General features: G+C 58.4%; 13 protein-coding genes and 1 other RNA gene. 7 read left to right on the plus strand and 7 right to left on the minus strand.

What is annotated here, in order from left to right:
* Positions 1-73: 73 nt before the first annotated feature.
* Both AAHA41_RS04115 and AAHA41_RS04120 read right to left on the minus strand, forming a co-directional pair.
* Positions 74-2,170 (minus strand): ATP-binding protein, encoded by a 2,097-nt coding sequence (locus AAHA41_RS04115; protein ID WP_323070576.1) that lies wholly within the window; start codon positions 2,168-2,170, stop codon positions 74-76.
* A 15-nt stretch (positions 2,171-2,185) separates the two neighbouring features.
* Positions 2,186-3,370, minus strand: coding sequence for an FIST N-terminal domain-containing protein (locus tag AAHA41_RS04120; RefSeq protein ID WP_323070575.1), 1,185 nt, complete (start codon positions 3,368-3,370; stop codon positions 2,186-2,188).
* A gap of 116 nt (positions 3,371-3,486) precedes the next feature.
* Here AAHA41_RS04120 and yvcK point away from each other — a divergent pair, with 116 nt between their 5' ends.
* A complete protein-coding gene (gene yvcK / locus AAHA41_RS04125) occupies positions 3,487-4,401 on the plus strand; it encodes a uridine diphosphate-N-acetylglucosamine-binding protein YvcK (RefSeq protein ID WP_139395660.1) in 915 nt (304 codons plus the stop codon).
* A gap of 29 nt (positions 4,402-4,430) precedes the next feature.
* On the opposite strand, the gene AAHA41_RS04130 is transcribed toward yvcK, so the two are convergent.
* From AAHA41_RS04130 to lpcA, 3 genes are all read right to left on the minus strand, one after another.
* On the minus strand, positions 4,431-4,766 hold the full coding sequence (locus AAHA41_RS04130) for an Hpt domain-containing protein (protein ID WP_071910911.1): 336 nt from the start codon (positions 4,764-4,766) through the stop codon (positions 4,431-4,433).
* A 297-nt stretch (positions 4,767-5,063) separates the two neighbouring features.
* Complete coding sequence (locus AAHA41_RS04135) at positions 5,064-5,855, minus strand: class II glutamine amidotransferase (RefSeq protein ID WP_071910909.1); 792 nt, start codon at positions 5,853-5,855, stop codon at positions 5,064-5,066.
* A gap of 134 nt (positions 5,856-5,989) precedes the next feature.
* Positions 5,990-6,568, minus strand: coding sequence for a D-sedoheptulose 7-phosphate isomerase (gene lpcA / locus AAHA41_RS04140; protein WP_033114978.1), 579 nt, complete (start codon positions 6,566-6,568; stop codon positions 5,990-5,992).
* Between the two features lie 256 nt (positions 6,569-6,824).
* On the opposite strand from lpcA, the gene fadE reads away from it, so the two are divergent.
* Positions 6,825-9,281, plus strand: a complete 2,457-nt coding sequence (gene fadE / locus AAHA41_RS04145; RefSeq protein ID WP_323070574.1) for an acyl-CoA dehydrogenase FadE — start codon at positions 6,825-6,827, stop codon at positions 9,279-9,281.
* Positions 9,282-9,438: 157 nt separating this feature from the next.
* Positions 9,439-10,713: an amidohydrolase gene (locus AAHA41_RS04150; RefSeq protein WP_041208746.1), complete on the plus strand. Its 1,275-nt coding sequence runs from the start codon at positions 9,439-9,441 to the stop codon at positions 10,711-10,713.
* A gap of 97 nt (positions 10,714-10,810) precedes the next feature.
* Here the strand turns inward: AAHA41_RS04150 and AAHA41_RS04155 are convergent, their stop codons facing one another.
* A complete protein-coding gene (locus AAHA41_RS04155) occupies positions 10,811-11,173 on the minus strand; it encodes an RnfH family protein (RefSeq protein ID WP_005344097.1) in 363 nt (120 codons plus the stop codon).
* Positions 11,166-11,600, minus strand: a complete 435-nt coding sequence (locus AAHA41_RS04160; RefSeq protein ID WP_005344096.1) for an SRPBCC family protein — start codon at positions 11,598-11,600, stop codon at positions 11,166-11,168. The genes AAHA41_RS04155 and AAHA41_RS04160 overlap by 8 nt, the downstream gene beginning before the upstream one ends.
* Positions 11,601-11,769: 169 nt before the next feature.
* On the opposite strand from AAHA41_RS04160, the gene smpB reads away from it, so the two are divergent.
* The 4 genes from smpB to AAHA41_RS04180 all read left to right on the plus strand — a co-directional run bounded on the left by smpB (position 11,770) and on the right by AAHA41_RS04180 (position 15,507).
* Complete coding sequence (smpB, locus tag AAHA41_RS04165; protein ID WP_005344095.1) at positions 11,770-12,258, plus strand: SsrA-binding protein SmpB; 489 nt, start codon at positions 11,770-11,772, stop codon at positions 12,256-12,258.
* Positions 12,259-12,420: 162 nt separating this feature from the next.
* Positions 12,421-12,780: a transfer-messenger RNA gene (ssrA, locus tag AAHA41_RS04170) on the plus strand.
* 163 nt (positions 12,781-12,943) lie between these two features.
* Positions 12,944-13,483 (plus strand): hypothetical protein, encoded by a 540-nt coding sequence (locus tag AAHA41_RS04175; protein WP_323070573.1) that lies wholly within the window; start codon positions 12,944-12,946, stop codon positions 13,481-13,483.
* Entirely contained in the window at positions 13,483-15,507 is a 2,025-nt protein-coding gene (locus AAHA41_RS04180; RefSeq protein WP_323070572.1) for a DNA phosphorothioation-associated putative methyltransferase, read from the plus strand. Before AAHA41_RS04175 ends, AAHA41_RS04180 begins: the two co-directional genes overlap by 1 nt.
* Positions 15,508-15,556 lie beyond the last annotated feature (49 nt).

Consider the following 15,556-nt stretch of genomic DNA (forward strand, 5'->3'; position numbering starts at 1 on the left):
CAACCCGATTTATCCCGTGCTCTCTTCAGTATTTGCTGAAGATCTGGTCAACCCACAAAGTTGACCATTTTTTTTATCCGCGCGTCGGCAAACGCTGACCAAAGTGTCGTTGCAAGCAGTCACGCAGCCGTGACAAGGTGATCGGCTTGGCGAGAAAATCATCCATCCCCTGCGCCAGACAGCAGGCCTTGTCCTCTGCCATTGCATTGGCCGTCAACGCGACGATGGGCATGGTGTAACCCATCTCCCGCAGCCGTCTGGTCGCCTCCAACCCATCCATCTGCGGCATCCGCATATCCATCAAGATCAGATCCGGCTGCTGTTGCTCCACTTGCGCCAGCGCATCCAGCCCATTGACGGCCAACCGGACATGGCTCACCAGTTTTTGCAGCATCAGTGACACCACCAGCTGATTGACCGGACTATCCTCCACCACCAGCACATCGAGCGGCAGCAGGGCGGGAGCACTCTCTTCCCGCGCAGGCTGGCAGTGACAGGGTAGCGCCATGTTGCTGAGCTCAAACCAGAAGCAACTCCCCTGGCCTAGATCACTCTCCAGCCGGATCTCCCCACCCATCAGAGAAACCAGCCGCTTGCTGATGGCAAGGCCAAGGCCGGTCCCCGAGAAGCGACGGGTGGCCGAGTTATCAACCTGCGAGAAGGGTTCAAAAAGCTGGGCCTGATCCTCCGGGGCAATCCCAATCCCGGTATCACTTACCGAAACCCGCAATTTTTCCTCATGCCAACTCAGCCGCAGGGTCACCCTCCCCTCATCGGTAAATTTGAGGGCGTTGTCGAGCAGATTGCCAATCACCTGGGAGAGCCGCATCGGGTCTCCCTGCAACTCCCCGGGCACCACATCGTCTACTTCACAGCACAACTCGATCCCCTTGGCATCAGCCCTTGCCTGCAGCGGCTCGATAAGCGACTGACAGAGGCGTTCTGTCTGCATCGTCTCGCAGTGAAATACCAGGGTCTGGGATTCGATTTTCGAGAAGTCGAGCACATCGTCGATAATGGTTTGCAGTAATCTGGCCGAGTGGGTCGCGTGACGCAGCAGGCTCTGCTGATCCGGTGCCAGCTCGGCATGTTGCAACAGATCGAGCATGCCCAGCACCGCATTCATCGGAGAGCGGATTTCGTGGGTCATCATGGCCAGAAACTGGGATTTGGCGCGGTTGGCCGCCTCGGCTTCGTCCCGCGCCCGAGCCAACTCCTCCTCACGCCGGATCTGGCTGCTGATGTCCCGGGCGGTGCCGCGATAGCCGATAAAGTTGCGCTCTTCATCGAAGCTGGGCTCGGCACTCACCTCCATCCAGCAAGGGCCCCCCTGCAGGGCGACCTGCATCCGCACTGCACGAACCGGCTGACGCTGTTCCAGCAATTCGAGGTAGACGTTGGCTTCCCGGCTGCCCTTGTTGCAAACATAGTCATAGAGGGTCGGCCGGGTAGAGAGCGGCATCTGCTCATCGAGATAGCCGGGCTCGGAGGCATAGCTGAGTCTGTGCTCGGCATCCGTCTCCCAAAACCAGTCCGACGCCATGGCGGCAAAACTGCGAAAACGGCGCTTGCTGGCCTGCAGAGCCTCGGTCTTGGCCGCAACTTGCTCCTGCAAGCGGGCCCGATAGGTGATGTTGACCAGTGCCTGCGAGATGAGCGGGCGGCAGCGCTGCATCGCCGCCTTACTGGTGGGGTCGAACGTGCCGGCACGGGAGTGGCGGCAGATGATGGTGGCGCTGAATCCTGGGGCCTGCAGCCCGGTGAGCATCAGGCTCGCCCATCCAGGCGCTGCAGCGAGATCCGCCAGCTCCGGCAACTGGGAAGGGTCGTAGATCACCAGCGTCTCTCCCGCAATCGCCCGGCCAAATGCTGGCGTCATGGCCCAGCCACGCCCCTGCTCCACAGGATCGGTAGTGAGGTGAGTAATCCCCGTTTTTCCCTCCCAAGCCACCACATCCGCATGCTCAAATCCGATAAAGGGCTTGAGCACCTGGATGAGGCTCTCCAGCACCTGCTCCGGCGTCTGGGCATCGGCCAGTGTCGCTACCCCGCTTAATAGAGTCTGTGATTCATGCCGGTATTTGGCCTCGCGCTCACGGCAACGCATCAGATCGACCAGAGTGGTCTGCAGTTTGTCGCCCAGGGCTTCCAGTTCGCTGTTGCCAATCATCTTGTTGCCTGTTCTCTAACGGGTCAGGAAGATCACGCTCGATACCATCAGGTTGCCGTGAGCCAGCTCACCGTGGGGCAGCCGCCCCTGCTCGCCGAACGTAAAGGGAGTGATAAAGGGGATTTTGCCGAGACGAGCACGGCTCTGTTTGACAAACTCGCACAACATATCACCAAGCGCCAAACGGCAACCAGCACAAAAGATGATAAGCGCGCCGATAGGCTGCAATTCCACATCGACACCATAGCCCGGCTCGATCCGGATTGCATTGAGGCTACGTTGCAGCAATCCCTCTTGACTGCTGTACATCAGGAGCAACCGTTCGCCCGGCACCACGTCGGTAAAGAGGCGCAAGCCTCCCTGCTCGGTGACCGCCTCCGGATGAGAGAGCTTGTAATAGGGAATGCCATCGAGGGAGCCCACCTGACGAGCCAGTGGATTGAGCGTGGTTTCGCGCAAGATGGGGCCCACAGGCCAGGGGGACTCGCGTCCGCACCAGCGGGCATAGACCTCAGCAGCGGGCTGGTGATCTATAGTCAACACCTCCCGCCCATGGCAGACGGTGATCTCGCCGCTGCATTCGGCAGGGACGTAGCCGGAGTGAAACTGAAACGCGAGCTGGCAATCGGGATAGAGCACCGCCAACACGATGCCATCGCGGGTCATCGACTCATCCCAACAGAGTTGCCAGTTGCCGCTGACACTGTTGTCGGCCGCAGAGCCCCCCACCACGGGTACGGATGCACCCAATTCTGCCTCAATGCCGGCCAGCAGCCCCTCCTCCTGGCCGGGACTGGCATGAAAGAGGATAAGCTGGGGTAACTCGCCGGGTCGGTCACAGTCACTCATGGCGCGACGCAGCAACTGCCTCACATCGACCTGACTACCGCTGGCGCCGGCGATGCCATAGGCCCCCGCCTCATCGTAAAATGCCGCCGCAGCCAGACCATATCCCTGTCTGGCATGATGGCCCACTTCGGTCATCACCCCGCCGCAGGAGCTGCACCCCAGCACACGGGTGGTCGGGAATTGGCGTTTTAGCTCGGAACAGACTATCTCGCCCTCATGGGCCTCGGTAAAATAGATCAGCAACAGGGAGGGAGCCTGCATGGAATGGTGGCGCAGTCGCGCACAGATCTCTTGAGCCGCCAACGCTGAGCTTTCAGCGAGGGAGTGAACGGTCAGAAATTTCAACACCATCTCCTTGTCGTATTAACGGATGCCAGTCGCAAGCAAAAATCATACCCTTATCAAACAATTACCTCGGCCCACTTGCTAATATAGCGGTCAACTGAGACCAATGACAGGATGCCTTCATGTGGCAGAAAAACATCAATGACTTCGAGCGGGTCGTAGCCATCGGTGGTGGCCACGGTATGGGACGAGTGCTCTCATCCCTCTCGTTCTTGGGTCAACGCCTGACCGGCATAGTCACCACAACAGATGATGGTGGCTCCACCGGACGCCTGCGCAAGAGCCAGGATTGCATCGCCTGGGGCGATCTTCGCAACTGCCTCAATCAGCTGGTGACCGATCCCAGCATCGGCAGCATGCTGTTTGAATATCGCTTCGCCGGCCGGGGCGAACTGGCGGGACACAACCTCGGCAACCTGATGCTGCTGGCACTCGATAACCTCTGCGTCCGTCCTCTTGATGCTATCAAGCTGATCAGCGACATGCTCAAAATCGAGTCACAATTGCTACCCATGTCTGAATTTCCGACCGATCTTTGCGCCAACATGGAGTGTGGCACCCGGATCTTGGGAGAGGTCTCGATCGACCAGCTCGCCTCCCCACCGCTCTCCCTTGGCCTGATGCCCGAAGTGCAGGCCACCAGAGAGGCGGTACAGGCGCTGCAACAGGCGGATATGGTCATCCTCGGGCCGGGCAGTTTTCTCACCTCCATCATGCCCCCTTTGCTGCTGGCAGAGATCGCCCAAGCCATCAACGAGAGCAACGCCATGGTGGTCTTTATCTGCAATCTGGTCGCGGAGAAAGGGCCAGCTGGCCAGCTTGATCTGAAGAGCCAGTGTCGTTGGCTGGAATCAAGAATAGGTCTGGGACGGATTGACGCCATCCTCGCCCCCAGCGAGGCCGGAGGAAAAGGGGAGTGGCAAGGCAAACTGATCGAGGCGGAGTTGGGGGAGAGCGAACTGCCTCACCGCCACGATCGCTTGAAGCTGAAACTTGCGCTGGACAGAGTGATCCAGCATCTGCTCAACGCACGCTGACTAATCTGCATGCGCCGAACCCAAAAGCCTCACTGATAGGTTGCGAGAAAAGAGAGAACCTGGGGCAGGGAGTGCTCCAACTCTTGCAATTGACGCCCCGCTTCACCGGCATCGGCCTGCTTGCAGGCCATCTCCAGCGCCATCACCTGCTGGTAGCTGGGCATGGCGCCGTAGCTGCCACAGGATGATTTCATGCTGTGGGCAACTCTGGCCAGTTGTGCCCAATCGCCCCGCTCATAGAGTGGCCTGAGCTGACCCAACTGCTCACCCACCTCTTCGATAAAGACAGATATCACCACCGGCAACATCTCCTGACCAATGTCATCGGCCAACTGCTGCAATACCTTGCGATCTACCCACTCCATGTGTGCCTCCCCTGAAAGGTATTCAAACAGACTATACTATAGATAATTCCATCAACAAGATCGCCTGCACAGCCGTCATTCCTCTGATGATGAAGTGAGCTCCAAGGTGGAAAACGTGAGAGATCTCTCACTATCGATACAGTGCAAATGGCAAAAGATACAAACAAATTGCCATACATTAACAATTAAATAACAATCTGTTTTGTCAGAGTGATATTGCTCAGCAACACCTCTCATCCCTTTTTGCCTTTATGGCTGCTGCGAAGAACCAGGGTAGTTTTCTACCCTGGTATTTTTTTATGGTGTGACGCTGATTTGGTTAGTCGCCACCCGCTCCCCAAGCCGGAACAGATTGAATTCGCCGGGGGCCATCTTGATCCAGTTCTCATTGCCGGTCAGCGGCCGCGTCGTGACCAGCGTCACCACATCGTTGGGTGTGGTCTCGCTCTGGAAATCGATCACCACCTCTTCATCCAGCAAACTCGCCTCGCCAAACGGCGCGCAGCGAGTCAGCCAGTGCAGGTTGTTGCTGCAGTAGGTCATCACATACTCCCCGTCCGAGAGCAGCATGTTGAATACCCCAAGCCCCCTGAGCTCATCACACAAGGTGGCCATGTAGCGAAACATGGCGGGAAAGTTGGCGGGACGCTTGGGGTACTTCTGCTCCAATCGGTCGAGCAGCCAGCAGAAGGCGTGTTCGCTGTCGGTGTCTCCCACCGGGCGATGTCGCCCGGTTGGCAACTTCTTGTAGCCGGTGAGCTGGCCATTGTGGGCAAAAGTCCAGTAACGGCCCCACAGCTCGCGGGTAAAGGGGTGGGTATTTTCCAGCGAGACGCAGCCACGGTTGGCCTGGCGGATATGGCTGACGACAGCGCAGCTCTTGATGGGCAGCGCCTGTACCAGTCTGGCGATGGGTGACTGGGCGCTGGGTTCGGGATCCTTGAAGGTGCGAAAGCCCTTCCCTTCGTAAAAGGTAATGCCCCAGCCATCCTTGTGAGGGCCGGTCTTGCCGCCACGCAGCATCAGGCCGGTAAAACTGAAACAGATATCGGTCGGCACATTGGCACTCATGCCGAGCAGTTCGCACATATCCGGATGCCCCCTTCCTTGACTACATAACAACTGGCTTAGCACTCGGGCTGGCCAGCAAAAACCGGATTAGAAGAGCAGAGAGGAGTGCATCACTGGTACTCCTCCCTACTCCTTTATCGACGAGTTGCCGATTACTTGGCCATCTCTTTTTCGACCAGCTGGATCAGGATGTGGATCACCTTGATGTGCACTTCCTGAATGCGATCGGCATAGCCAAAGTGCGGCACCCGGATCTCGATGTCGGCCAGACCGGCCATCTTGCCGCCATCCTTGCCGGTCAGGGCGATCACTTTCATCCCCTTGGCGCGGGCAGCTTCGATGGCCTTGATGATATTGCCGGAGTTGCCGCTGGTGGAGATACCGAGCAGCACGTCGCCACGACGGCCCACCGCTTCCACATAGCGGGAGAATACATAGTCATAGCCAAAGTCGTTGGAGACGCAGGAGAGGTGGCTCGGATCGGAGATGGCGATACCGGCATAACCCGGGCGGTTCTCGCGATAGCGACCGGTCAGCTCTTCGGCAAAATGCATGGCATCGCAGTGGGAGCCGCCATTGCCGCAGGAGAGCACCTTGCCCTCCTCCTTGAAGGAGTCGGCCAGCAGCTTGGCTGCCGCTTCGATGTTTTTCAGGTTCTGCTCGTCAGCCAGGAAAGCCTGCAGCACGCTGGCAGCTTCAGTCAGTTCGTTGCGGATCAATTCTTGGTACATGATGTCTCTTCCACTGTTTTTAGTGTGCGTGTAAGTCACCGCTATTCTCGCATAAGCCAATCCCGGAGTCGCCCCCTCCCCCCTGCAACACAACCCTGTTGCCGCGAGCGTTACGGGGATCACAGTCGCAAGGTAATGAAGATGTAAACAGCTTGATAACTTTGTGCGTATGAATTACAACAGGGGCCATATCCAACAGGTCTGACCTCTGGATCAGTGACGCCACGTTGGCAATCTTTCACGCAAGGAGCAAGCAATGACGACGACCCTCACTCTGCTCGGGGTGATCCTGGTTATCGGAGCCCTGGCCTACCGCCGGACATCCCTGTTCATCTCCACCCTGGTCACCGGCGCTGCGCTGGTGCTTGGTGCTATCTATGGTCATGTGCCCTTGCTGGTCTGGGCGCTGTTTGCGGTGATCGCCATCCCGCTCAACCTGATGGAATTTCGCCGCACCCAGATAACCAAGCCGCTGTTCAAACTCTACAAATCGATCATGCCGGAGATGTCCCGCACCGAGAAAGAGGCGATTGAAGCGGGTACGACCTGGTGGGAAGCCGATCTGTTCGCGGGCAACCCGAACTGGAAAAAACTGCACGCCATTCCGGTCAGTACCCTCTCGACTGAAGAGCAGGCCTTCCTCGACGGCCCGGTAGAAACCGTCTGCCGCATGGTCAGCGACTGGGAAGTGACCCACGAGCGCGCGGATCTCTCCCCCGAGGTGTGGCAATACCTGAAGGACAACAAGTTCTTCGCCATGATCATCAAGAAGAAATATGGCGGCCTCGAATTCTCGGCCTACGCCCAGTCCTGCGTCCTGCAAAAGCTGTGCGGCGCCAGCGCCGTGCTCGCCTCCACCGTCGGCGTGCCCAACTCGCTGGGCCCGGGCGAACTGCTGCAGCACTATGGCACTGACGAGCAGAAAGATTACTACCTGCCCCGCCTGGCGGTCGGCAAAGAGATCCCCTGCTTCGCCCTGACCAGCCCGGAGGCGGGTTCTGACGCCGGCTCCATCCCCGACTTTGGCATCGTCTGCAAGGGCGAGTGGGAAGGCAAAGAGGTGCTCGGTATGCGCCTCACCTGGAACAAGCGCTACATCACCCTCGCCCCTATCGCCACCGTACTGGGCCTCGCCTTCAAACTGCGTGACCCCGAGCACCTGCTGGGTGACGAGGAAGAGCTCGGCATCACCTGCGCGCTGATCCCTACTCACATCAAGGGGGTCGGCATCGGCCGTCGCCACTTCCCGCTCAACGTGCCGTTCCAGAACGGTCCGACTCAGGGCAAGGATGTGTTCGTCCCGCTCGATTTCATCATCGGCGGCCCGGCCATGGCCGGTCAGGGCTGGCGCATGCTGGTCGAGTGTCTGTCGGTAGGACGCGGTATCACCCTGCCCTCCAACAGTACCGGTGGTGTCAAGATGCTGGCCCTGGCGAGCGGCGCCTACAGCCGCATCCGTCGCCAGTTCAAGCTGCCCATCGGCAAAATGGAAGGGATTGAAGAGCCGCTGGCCCGCATCGGCGGCAACGCCTACATCATGGGCGCCGCAGCCAACCTGACCGTGACCGGCATCGACCTTGGCGAGAAACCCTCGGTCATCTCCGCCATCGTCAAATACCACCTTACCGATCGCGCCCAGAAGTGCATCATCGATGCCATGGACATCCACGGCGGCAAGGCCATCTGCATGGGCCCCAACAACTATCTGGCCCGTGGCTATCAGGGTGCCCCCATCGCCGTTACGGTGGAAGGGGCCAACATCCTGACCCGCAGCATGATCATCTACGGTCAGGGCGCCATCCGCTGCCATCCGTACGTGTTGCCGGAGATGCTGGCGGCCAGCCACCCGGATCAGGAGCAAGCCCTCAAGGACTTCGACAAAGCGGTATTCAGCCACGTCGGTTTTGCCATCAGCAATATGGTACGCAGCTTCTGGCTGGGTGTGACCGGCGCCCGTTTTGCCGCGGCACCCTATGGCGACCAGACCAAAGGTTACTACCAGAAGCTCTCCCGCCTCTCTGCCAACCTGGCCTTCCTGTCAGACATGGCGATGGGCACCCTAGGTGGTGAGCTCAAGCGCAAGGAGCGAGTCTCCGCCCGTCTGGGCGATGTGCTGAGCCAGCTCTATCTGGCCTCCAGCGCCCTCAAGCGCTATCAGGACGAGGGACGCCAACAGGCCGACCTGCCGCTGCTGCACTGGGCACTGCAAGATGCCCTGTTCAAGGCCCAAGAGGCGATCGACGAGCTGCTGCGCAACTTCCCGAACCGCTGGATTGGCCTTGCCCTGCGCGCCGTGGTGCTGCCGCTGGGTCGCGACATGAAGCGTCCGAGCGACAAGCTGGACAACCAGGTTGCCAGCCTGCTGCAAACTCCGAGTGAGACCCGCAGCCGCCTGGCCAAGGGCCAGTACCTGACCCGCGAAGAGGGTAACCCCTTCGGTCTGCTGGAGCAGGCGCTCGATGACGTGCTGGCTGCCGAGCCGCTGTTTGACAAGGTGTGCAAGGCTGACGGCATCAAGCGCCCCTTCCTGGCTCTGGACAAGGTGGCCGACATCGGTCTGGCGGCTGGCGTGCTGAGCCAGAGCGAAGCGGAGCTGCTGCGCCGCGCCGAAGTAAGTCGCCTGCGCACCATCAACGTCGATGACTTTGACCCCATCGATCTGGTAGCCAACAAGAAGCTGTTTGAAGCCTCGGCTTACCATCGCGCCGCCTGATATCAAGGCATTCTGACAACGCCTCCCTTGTGGAGGCGTTTTTTATTTCATGCCTGCAACAGCGTGCACCAGCTCCCCCGACCAGCGCCCTTCCCCGTGTTCTCGCCCGCAAAACAGTGCACAATAGCCGGCAAACCGAATCACCAAGGAAGCCAGGATGACCCTTGAGCACCTGATCCAGTGGCGCCGCGACCTGCACCGCCTGCCGGAAGCGGCCTGGAAAGAGTTTCGTACCACCAGCCTGATTGCCCACCATCTGAATGAACTTGGCTATCACATCGTGCTTGGCGACAAGCTGCTGGCCAGCAATCTGATGATGGGGCGCGATGTCGATGTGGCCGCCGAGAAAGCCCGCGCCCGCCGTCAGGGAGCCCATCCCGACTGGCTGGAGCGCATTGGCGACGTGACCGGGCTGATGGGAGAGCTGGATACCGGCCGCCCCGGCCCGACTCTGGCCTTTCGCTTCGATATCGACGCAGTGGAGGTGGAGGAGTCTGCCGCCGAGCAGCACCTGCCGCAGCAGGAGGGCTTTGCTTCCCACAACAAGGGGTGGATGCACGCCTGCGCCCACGATGGCCATACTGCCATTGGTCTGGGGCTGGCCAGCCGCCTGATGGCGATGAAAGAGGAGCTGTGCGGGCGCATCAAGCTCTTCTTCCAACCCGCTGAAGAGGGGTGCCGCGGTGGCAAGGCGCTGGCTGCAGGCGGGGCCCTCGATGACGTGGATGCCCTGCTCTCGCTCCATATCGGCATTCACGCCGGCAGCGGCGAGCTGGTGATCAACCCCACCGAGTTCCTCTGTTCAACCAAGTTCGACGTGCACTTCATGGGCACCGCCGCCCATGCCGGGCTCGAGCCCAATGCCGGCAGCAATGCGCTGGCTGCCGCCTGCATGGCCACCACCGCCATGCTCGGCATTCCGCGCCACCGCGATGGCATGACCCGCATCAACATCGGCCAGCTCCACGCCGGCAGCGGGCGCAACGTCATTCCCGACCATGCCGAACTGCACGGTGAAACCCGCGGCGCCGACAGCGCCCTCAACGACTACATGTTCAGTCAGGTGCAACGCATCGTCGAAGGCACTGCCCTTGCCCACGGCGTCACCTACCGCATCATCAAGCAGGGTGAGGCCATCGCGCTCGATAACAGCCCGGCGCTGCAGGCCGAGCTGGCGGCGCTGGCTCGCAAGCAGGGGCTCGCCACCATCCAGACTCGCCGCTTTGGCGCCAGCGAAGATGCCGGTTTTCTGATGGAGCGGGTGCAAAAGCAGGGGGGCGAAGCGGCTTACCTGATCCTTGGCGCCGATCTGGCTGCGCCGCACCACCACAACGCCTTCGATTTCGACGAGCGGGTGATGCAGAGCGGGGTCGATCTGCTGGCGGCGTGGGCCCATGCCAGACTGGGGAATTCGGCTCTTATCAAGGGATAAACCCGGTGGCAATCAGCTCGGAAACCTGAGCAAACAGGATCAAAAAAGGCGCCCATCGGCGCCTTTTTATTTGCTAACCGCTTGTCGCAGCGCAATGTCACTCAGCCGGTTGGCCATCACCGCGCTTGCGGTTGGTATTGGGACGGCCACCAGTCACAGCATCGGCACGCCCCTCCTCCTTGGCCTTCTCGGCGCGCTTTTTACGCATCTCGCGCGGATCGGCAATGAGCGGGCGATAGATCTCGATGCGATCGCCATCCTGCAGCAGATCGCTCCCTTTTACCGGACGGCTATAGATGCCGAACTTGTTGACCGACAAGTCGATCTCTGGGTGCTTCTGCACGATGCCGGACTGCTCGATGGCGGCCTGTACGCAGGTCTCGGGTGATACCCGCAACGCAATCACCGTCTGGCGCTGCGGCAGGGCATAGACCACTTCGATATTGAGCTGATCAGGCACCGTACACCACCTTGGCCCGGTTGGAGAAGGCGGAGACCATGGAGCTCACCAGATCGCGGAACACCTGGCCAAAGGCCACTTCGATGAGCTTGGAGGTAAATTCGAAATCGAGGTCAAACTCCACCTTGCAGGCATCCACGTCGAGGGGAGTAAAGGTCCACCAGCCCGCCAGCTTGCTGAAGGGGCCGTCCACCAGCTCCATCCTGATCTGGCGGTTTACATCCAGCTGGTTGCGGGTAGTAAAGGTTTTGGCGATGCCCGCCTTGGCCACATCGACCGACGCCATCATGTAATCGTCACCCGCCTCATGAACACGGCTGCCAACACAGCCGGGCAGAAACTGCGGATAGGCATTCACATCGTTGACCAACTTGAACATCTGTTCGGCACTGAACATCACCAGGGCACTGCGAGTAATACGGGGCATGGCTTTTCCTCATCCAATCGCCGCGATTTTATCACCATGTTGGCGCTTTTGGAGGTAAAACCTCGGCCAAACTGCTCAGAAAGCGGCCACTTGACCCGTCGCGCGTTTTACAGCCGTCCCCGCCTACGTATAATACGAGCCTCCTAGTCATTGCCGGAAATCGCCCGTCATGAGCAAAAAAAACAGTAAAAACAAAGCCGGGTCCAGCACCATTGCACTCAACAGAACCGCGCGCCACGAATACTTCATCGAAGAGAAGATCGAAGCGGGTCTGTCCCTGCAAGGGTGGGAAGTCAAATCCCTGCGGGCGGGCAAGGCCAACATCAGCGAAGCCTATGTCATCTTCCGCGATGGCGAAGCCTACCTGTTCGGCTCCAGCTTCCTGCCACTGCAAGCGGCCTCCAGCCATGTGGTGTGTGACCCGACCCGTACCCGCAAACTGCTGCTGAGCCGTCGTGAACTCGACAAACTCGAAAGCCTGATTGCCCGTCAGGGCTATACCGTCGTCCCCCTCGCCCTCTACTGGAAACAGTGCTGGGTCAAGGTCGAGATCGGTCTGGTAAAAGGCAAGAAAGAGCACGATAAGCGCGAAGATACCAAGGCCCGCGAGTGGGATCGGGAAAAAGCCCGCATCATGAAGAACAAGTACCGCGGCTAACCCTCTGATGTCCGGACGATTCCCGTCCGGACACCTCACTTCCGGTTCCCCTCCCCCGGCCACTGCGCACAATAAATCGGCAAACAGACCACCAGCTGGCGGGAATAGCCATCAACGCCTTGCCATACCAGCATTTTTGCGTACAATCGCTCTTAACAACTTGGGGCTGATTCTGGATTCGACAAGATTCACGAAACCCAAGGTGCATGCCGAGGTGCGGTAGGCCTCGTTAATAAACCGCAAAAAAATAGTCGCAAACGACGAAAACTACGCACTCGCAGCTTAATAACCTGCGCTGAGCCCTTCTACCCTAGCTTGCCTGTGTCCTAGGGAATTGGAAGGTCATCCTTCACAGGATCGTGTGGAAGTCCTGCTCGGGGCGGAAGCATTAAAACCAATCGAGCTAGTCAATTCGTGGCGTGTCTCTCCGCAGCGGGTTGGCGAATGTAAAGAGTGACTAAGCATGTAGTGCCAAGGATGTAGTAATTTTGGACGGGGGTTCAAATCCCCCCAGCTCCACCAAACGTTTGGAAAGGGCCACCTCGCAAGAGGTGGTCCTTTTTGTTTGCCTATGTTGTTCACAAAGACCCAACCTGTTGGCTTTTCGAGATCGCTCTCACGGATTGATAGATCTGCTGTGGAGGCAAAACCAGTAATATAACGTACTGGTTCATAAGGATTCGTCATGCACTTAGAGGATGCCTGCAGCCAACATTTCACCTTCGAGATGCTGTTTCACTGTGGTGAAACCTGGCAACGCATCCAATGCCCAAACTTGCCTGAACAAACCGAGAGCTGGCTGGCCTACCGTGAACTGGCAACGCATATTCTCGACCCTCTGGTAGAAGAATTTGGTCACCCATTGCTGACCTATGGGTTTTGTGGGGTAACACTGCGCAAAGCTATTCTTTCCAACGCCTCCCCCGGTATAGCCCCCACACTGGATCAACATGCGGCCTGTGAACTCAATCAGCGAGGAAGAGTTGTCTGTCCTCGGCAAGGGGCCGCGGTTGATCTGATATACCCAGGGAAGAACAGCTATCAGGTAGCCCTTTGGTTGGCGCAGCACACCCCGTTTGATCGACTCTATCTCTATGGCCCAGACCGGCCACTGCATATCAGCTATGGGCCCGAACAAAACCGCGCCTTGGTCGAACTCACCACTCACCATGGAAGACGAATGCCCAAGCGGCTGACACTCAACCAACTCAAAGGAATGTGCTGATGCTGACCCCCGAGCGCTTCACGCAACTGGTCGCTACCCTGCCATACAAAAAAGTGCTGCCCGACGCGGTCTATCTGCACAAAGAAACCCTGGCCACGACTAGCCCACAGCTCTGCCGTTTTGTCTGTGCGGTGGCACAAGCGCTCAAACTGCCGGAGTGTGAATGGGATCTGGTCAAGTTGGCAAAGCAGGATTTTCGGCTCTCCCTGCTCAGCTACCCCACCTTCTTCGAAGAGGCCTACCCCAGTCTCAAGCAAAGCGTGACCGTTGACCTGGCCAAACTGAGCCATACCGTTACCTGCTACGACAGCCAAGACAATCCCCCCATTCTGCATCGCAAAGAGTGCATGCTAACCCCCGATCACCCACAGGCAGAGATCTGTCGCCAGATCACCGAAGAGGGGGAGTTGGCGGGAGTTTACGATCATCCCCGCATGATTGGCTTCAAAGCATCGTGGGAGCGGCTTATTGCAAGACATGGCTACCAACTGGTTGATGGGCGCCTGTTTCGCATCTCCGCCCTGCCGCCCGAAGAGGGTGGCCCACAAATTGATCGCCATAAAACCGCGTTGGTTCGCCATGAACTCTCGGCCCCCATGAAGATGCTGGCACGCCATGGTTATCTCAACGGCGACTATGCGCTGTTTGATTACGGTTGCGGCCGAGGGGATGACCTGCGGGAACTGGAAGCACACGGTATTGATGCGCTGGGCTGGGACCCGAACTTTCGTCCGGATGGGGAGAAGGTGGTCTCCCATCTGGTCAATCTCGGTTTTGTGATCAACGTGATTGAGGATCAAGATGAGCGAATGGAGGCACTGCTCGGCGCCTGGGAGCTAACCCAAACCCTGCTGGTCGTCTCGGCCATGCTGGCCAACGACAGCTTTATTGCCCAGTTCACCCCTTATAAAGATGGCGTTATCACCTCGCGCAACACCTTTCAGCGCTACTACAACCAAAGCGAGCTCAAGCACTACATAGACAGAACATTGGATGAAAATGCCATCGCCGTGGGGCCCGGCATCTTCTATATGTTCAAAGACAAGCTCGAAGAGCAGCGCTTTTTGGCACAACGTCAACGCCGAAACCACAGTTGGCAACAGCTGACCTCGCCCACACCCAACCATCAGGCTACTGCAGCACTACTGATCACTCGTCATCAACCGCTGTTTGAAGCCTTCTGGCAGCGAGCGCTGACCCTTGGCCGAATTCCGGCCAATGACGAATTTGAACAAAGCGACGAGCTAAGAGAGATCGCTGGCAGCCATCGCAAAGCCATGACCCTGCTTGGCCAGCATTTTGACCTTGCCCAGTTAAAGCAGGCCAAGCTGGAGCGGCAGCAAGATTTGCTGGTTTACCTGGCACTCAACCTGTTTGGCAAACGCCAAGCCTATACCCAGTACCCCAGCGAGCTGCAGCGGGATATCAAAGCCTTTTTCGGTGGCAACCCGCAGGCACAACAGGCAGCCAAAGCACTGCTCTACCAGATTGCGGATATCGCCCTCATCAACCAGGCCTGCGAGCTGGCCCATCAACAGCTCCCCAACAGCCTGCTCTATCCCAGCCATTCACTGCTGCTGCACAAATGCTTTGTTGCGCAATTACCGCCTCTGCTGCGTGTCTACCTCGGCGCGGCTTGCCAGCTCTACGGTGACTTGACCGATATCGACGTGATCAAGCTGCACATCCGCTCCGGCAAGGTGAGTCTGATGGGGTATGACGACTTCAGCAAACCCATCCCCCATCTGGTGGAGCGGGTCAAGATCAAGATGGCCGAGCAGGAGGTCGACTTCTTTGACTACATCAATGAGCAGACCCGGCCACCACTGCTCAACAAAAGCTATCTGATGGCATCGGATGATCCGAGCTTCAAGGCACAACGAGCGCTGGAGCAAAGATTGAGCAAACTGCTTAGGATGGACCTGAAAACGGAGCATCACTTGAGTCGCCAACAATATGAATCAGCTCTCAAAGAGCAAAAAAGGCAAATTTCAGGCTTTCGTATTTGTAGCGTAAAAGAGTAAAATTAGCGCCCCAAAATAACGTAAAAACCACTTATTCCTCGCTAAAACC

Origin of the sequence: Aeromonas sp. SER, from assembly GCF_038739615.1 — a bacterium.
GTDB lineage: Bacteria > Pseudomonadota > Gammaproteobacteria > Enterobacterales > Aeromonadaceae > Aeromonas > Aeromonas jandaei.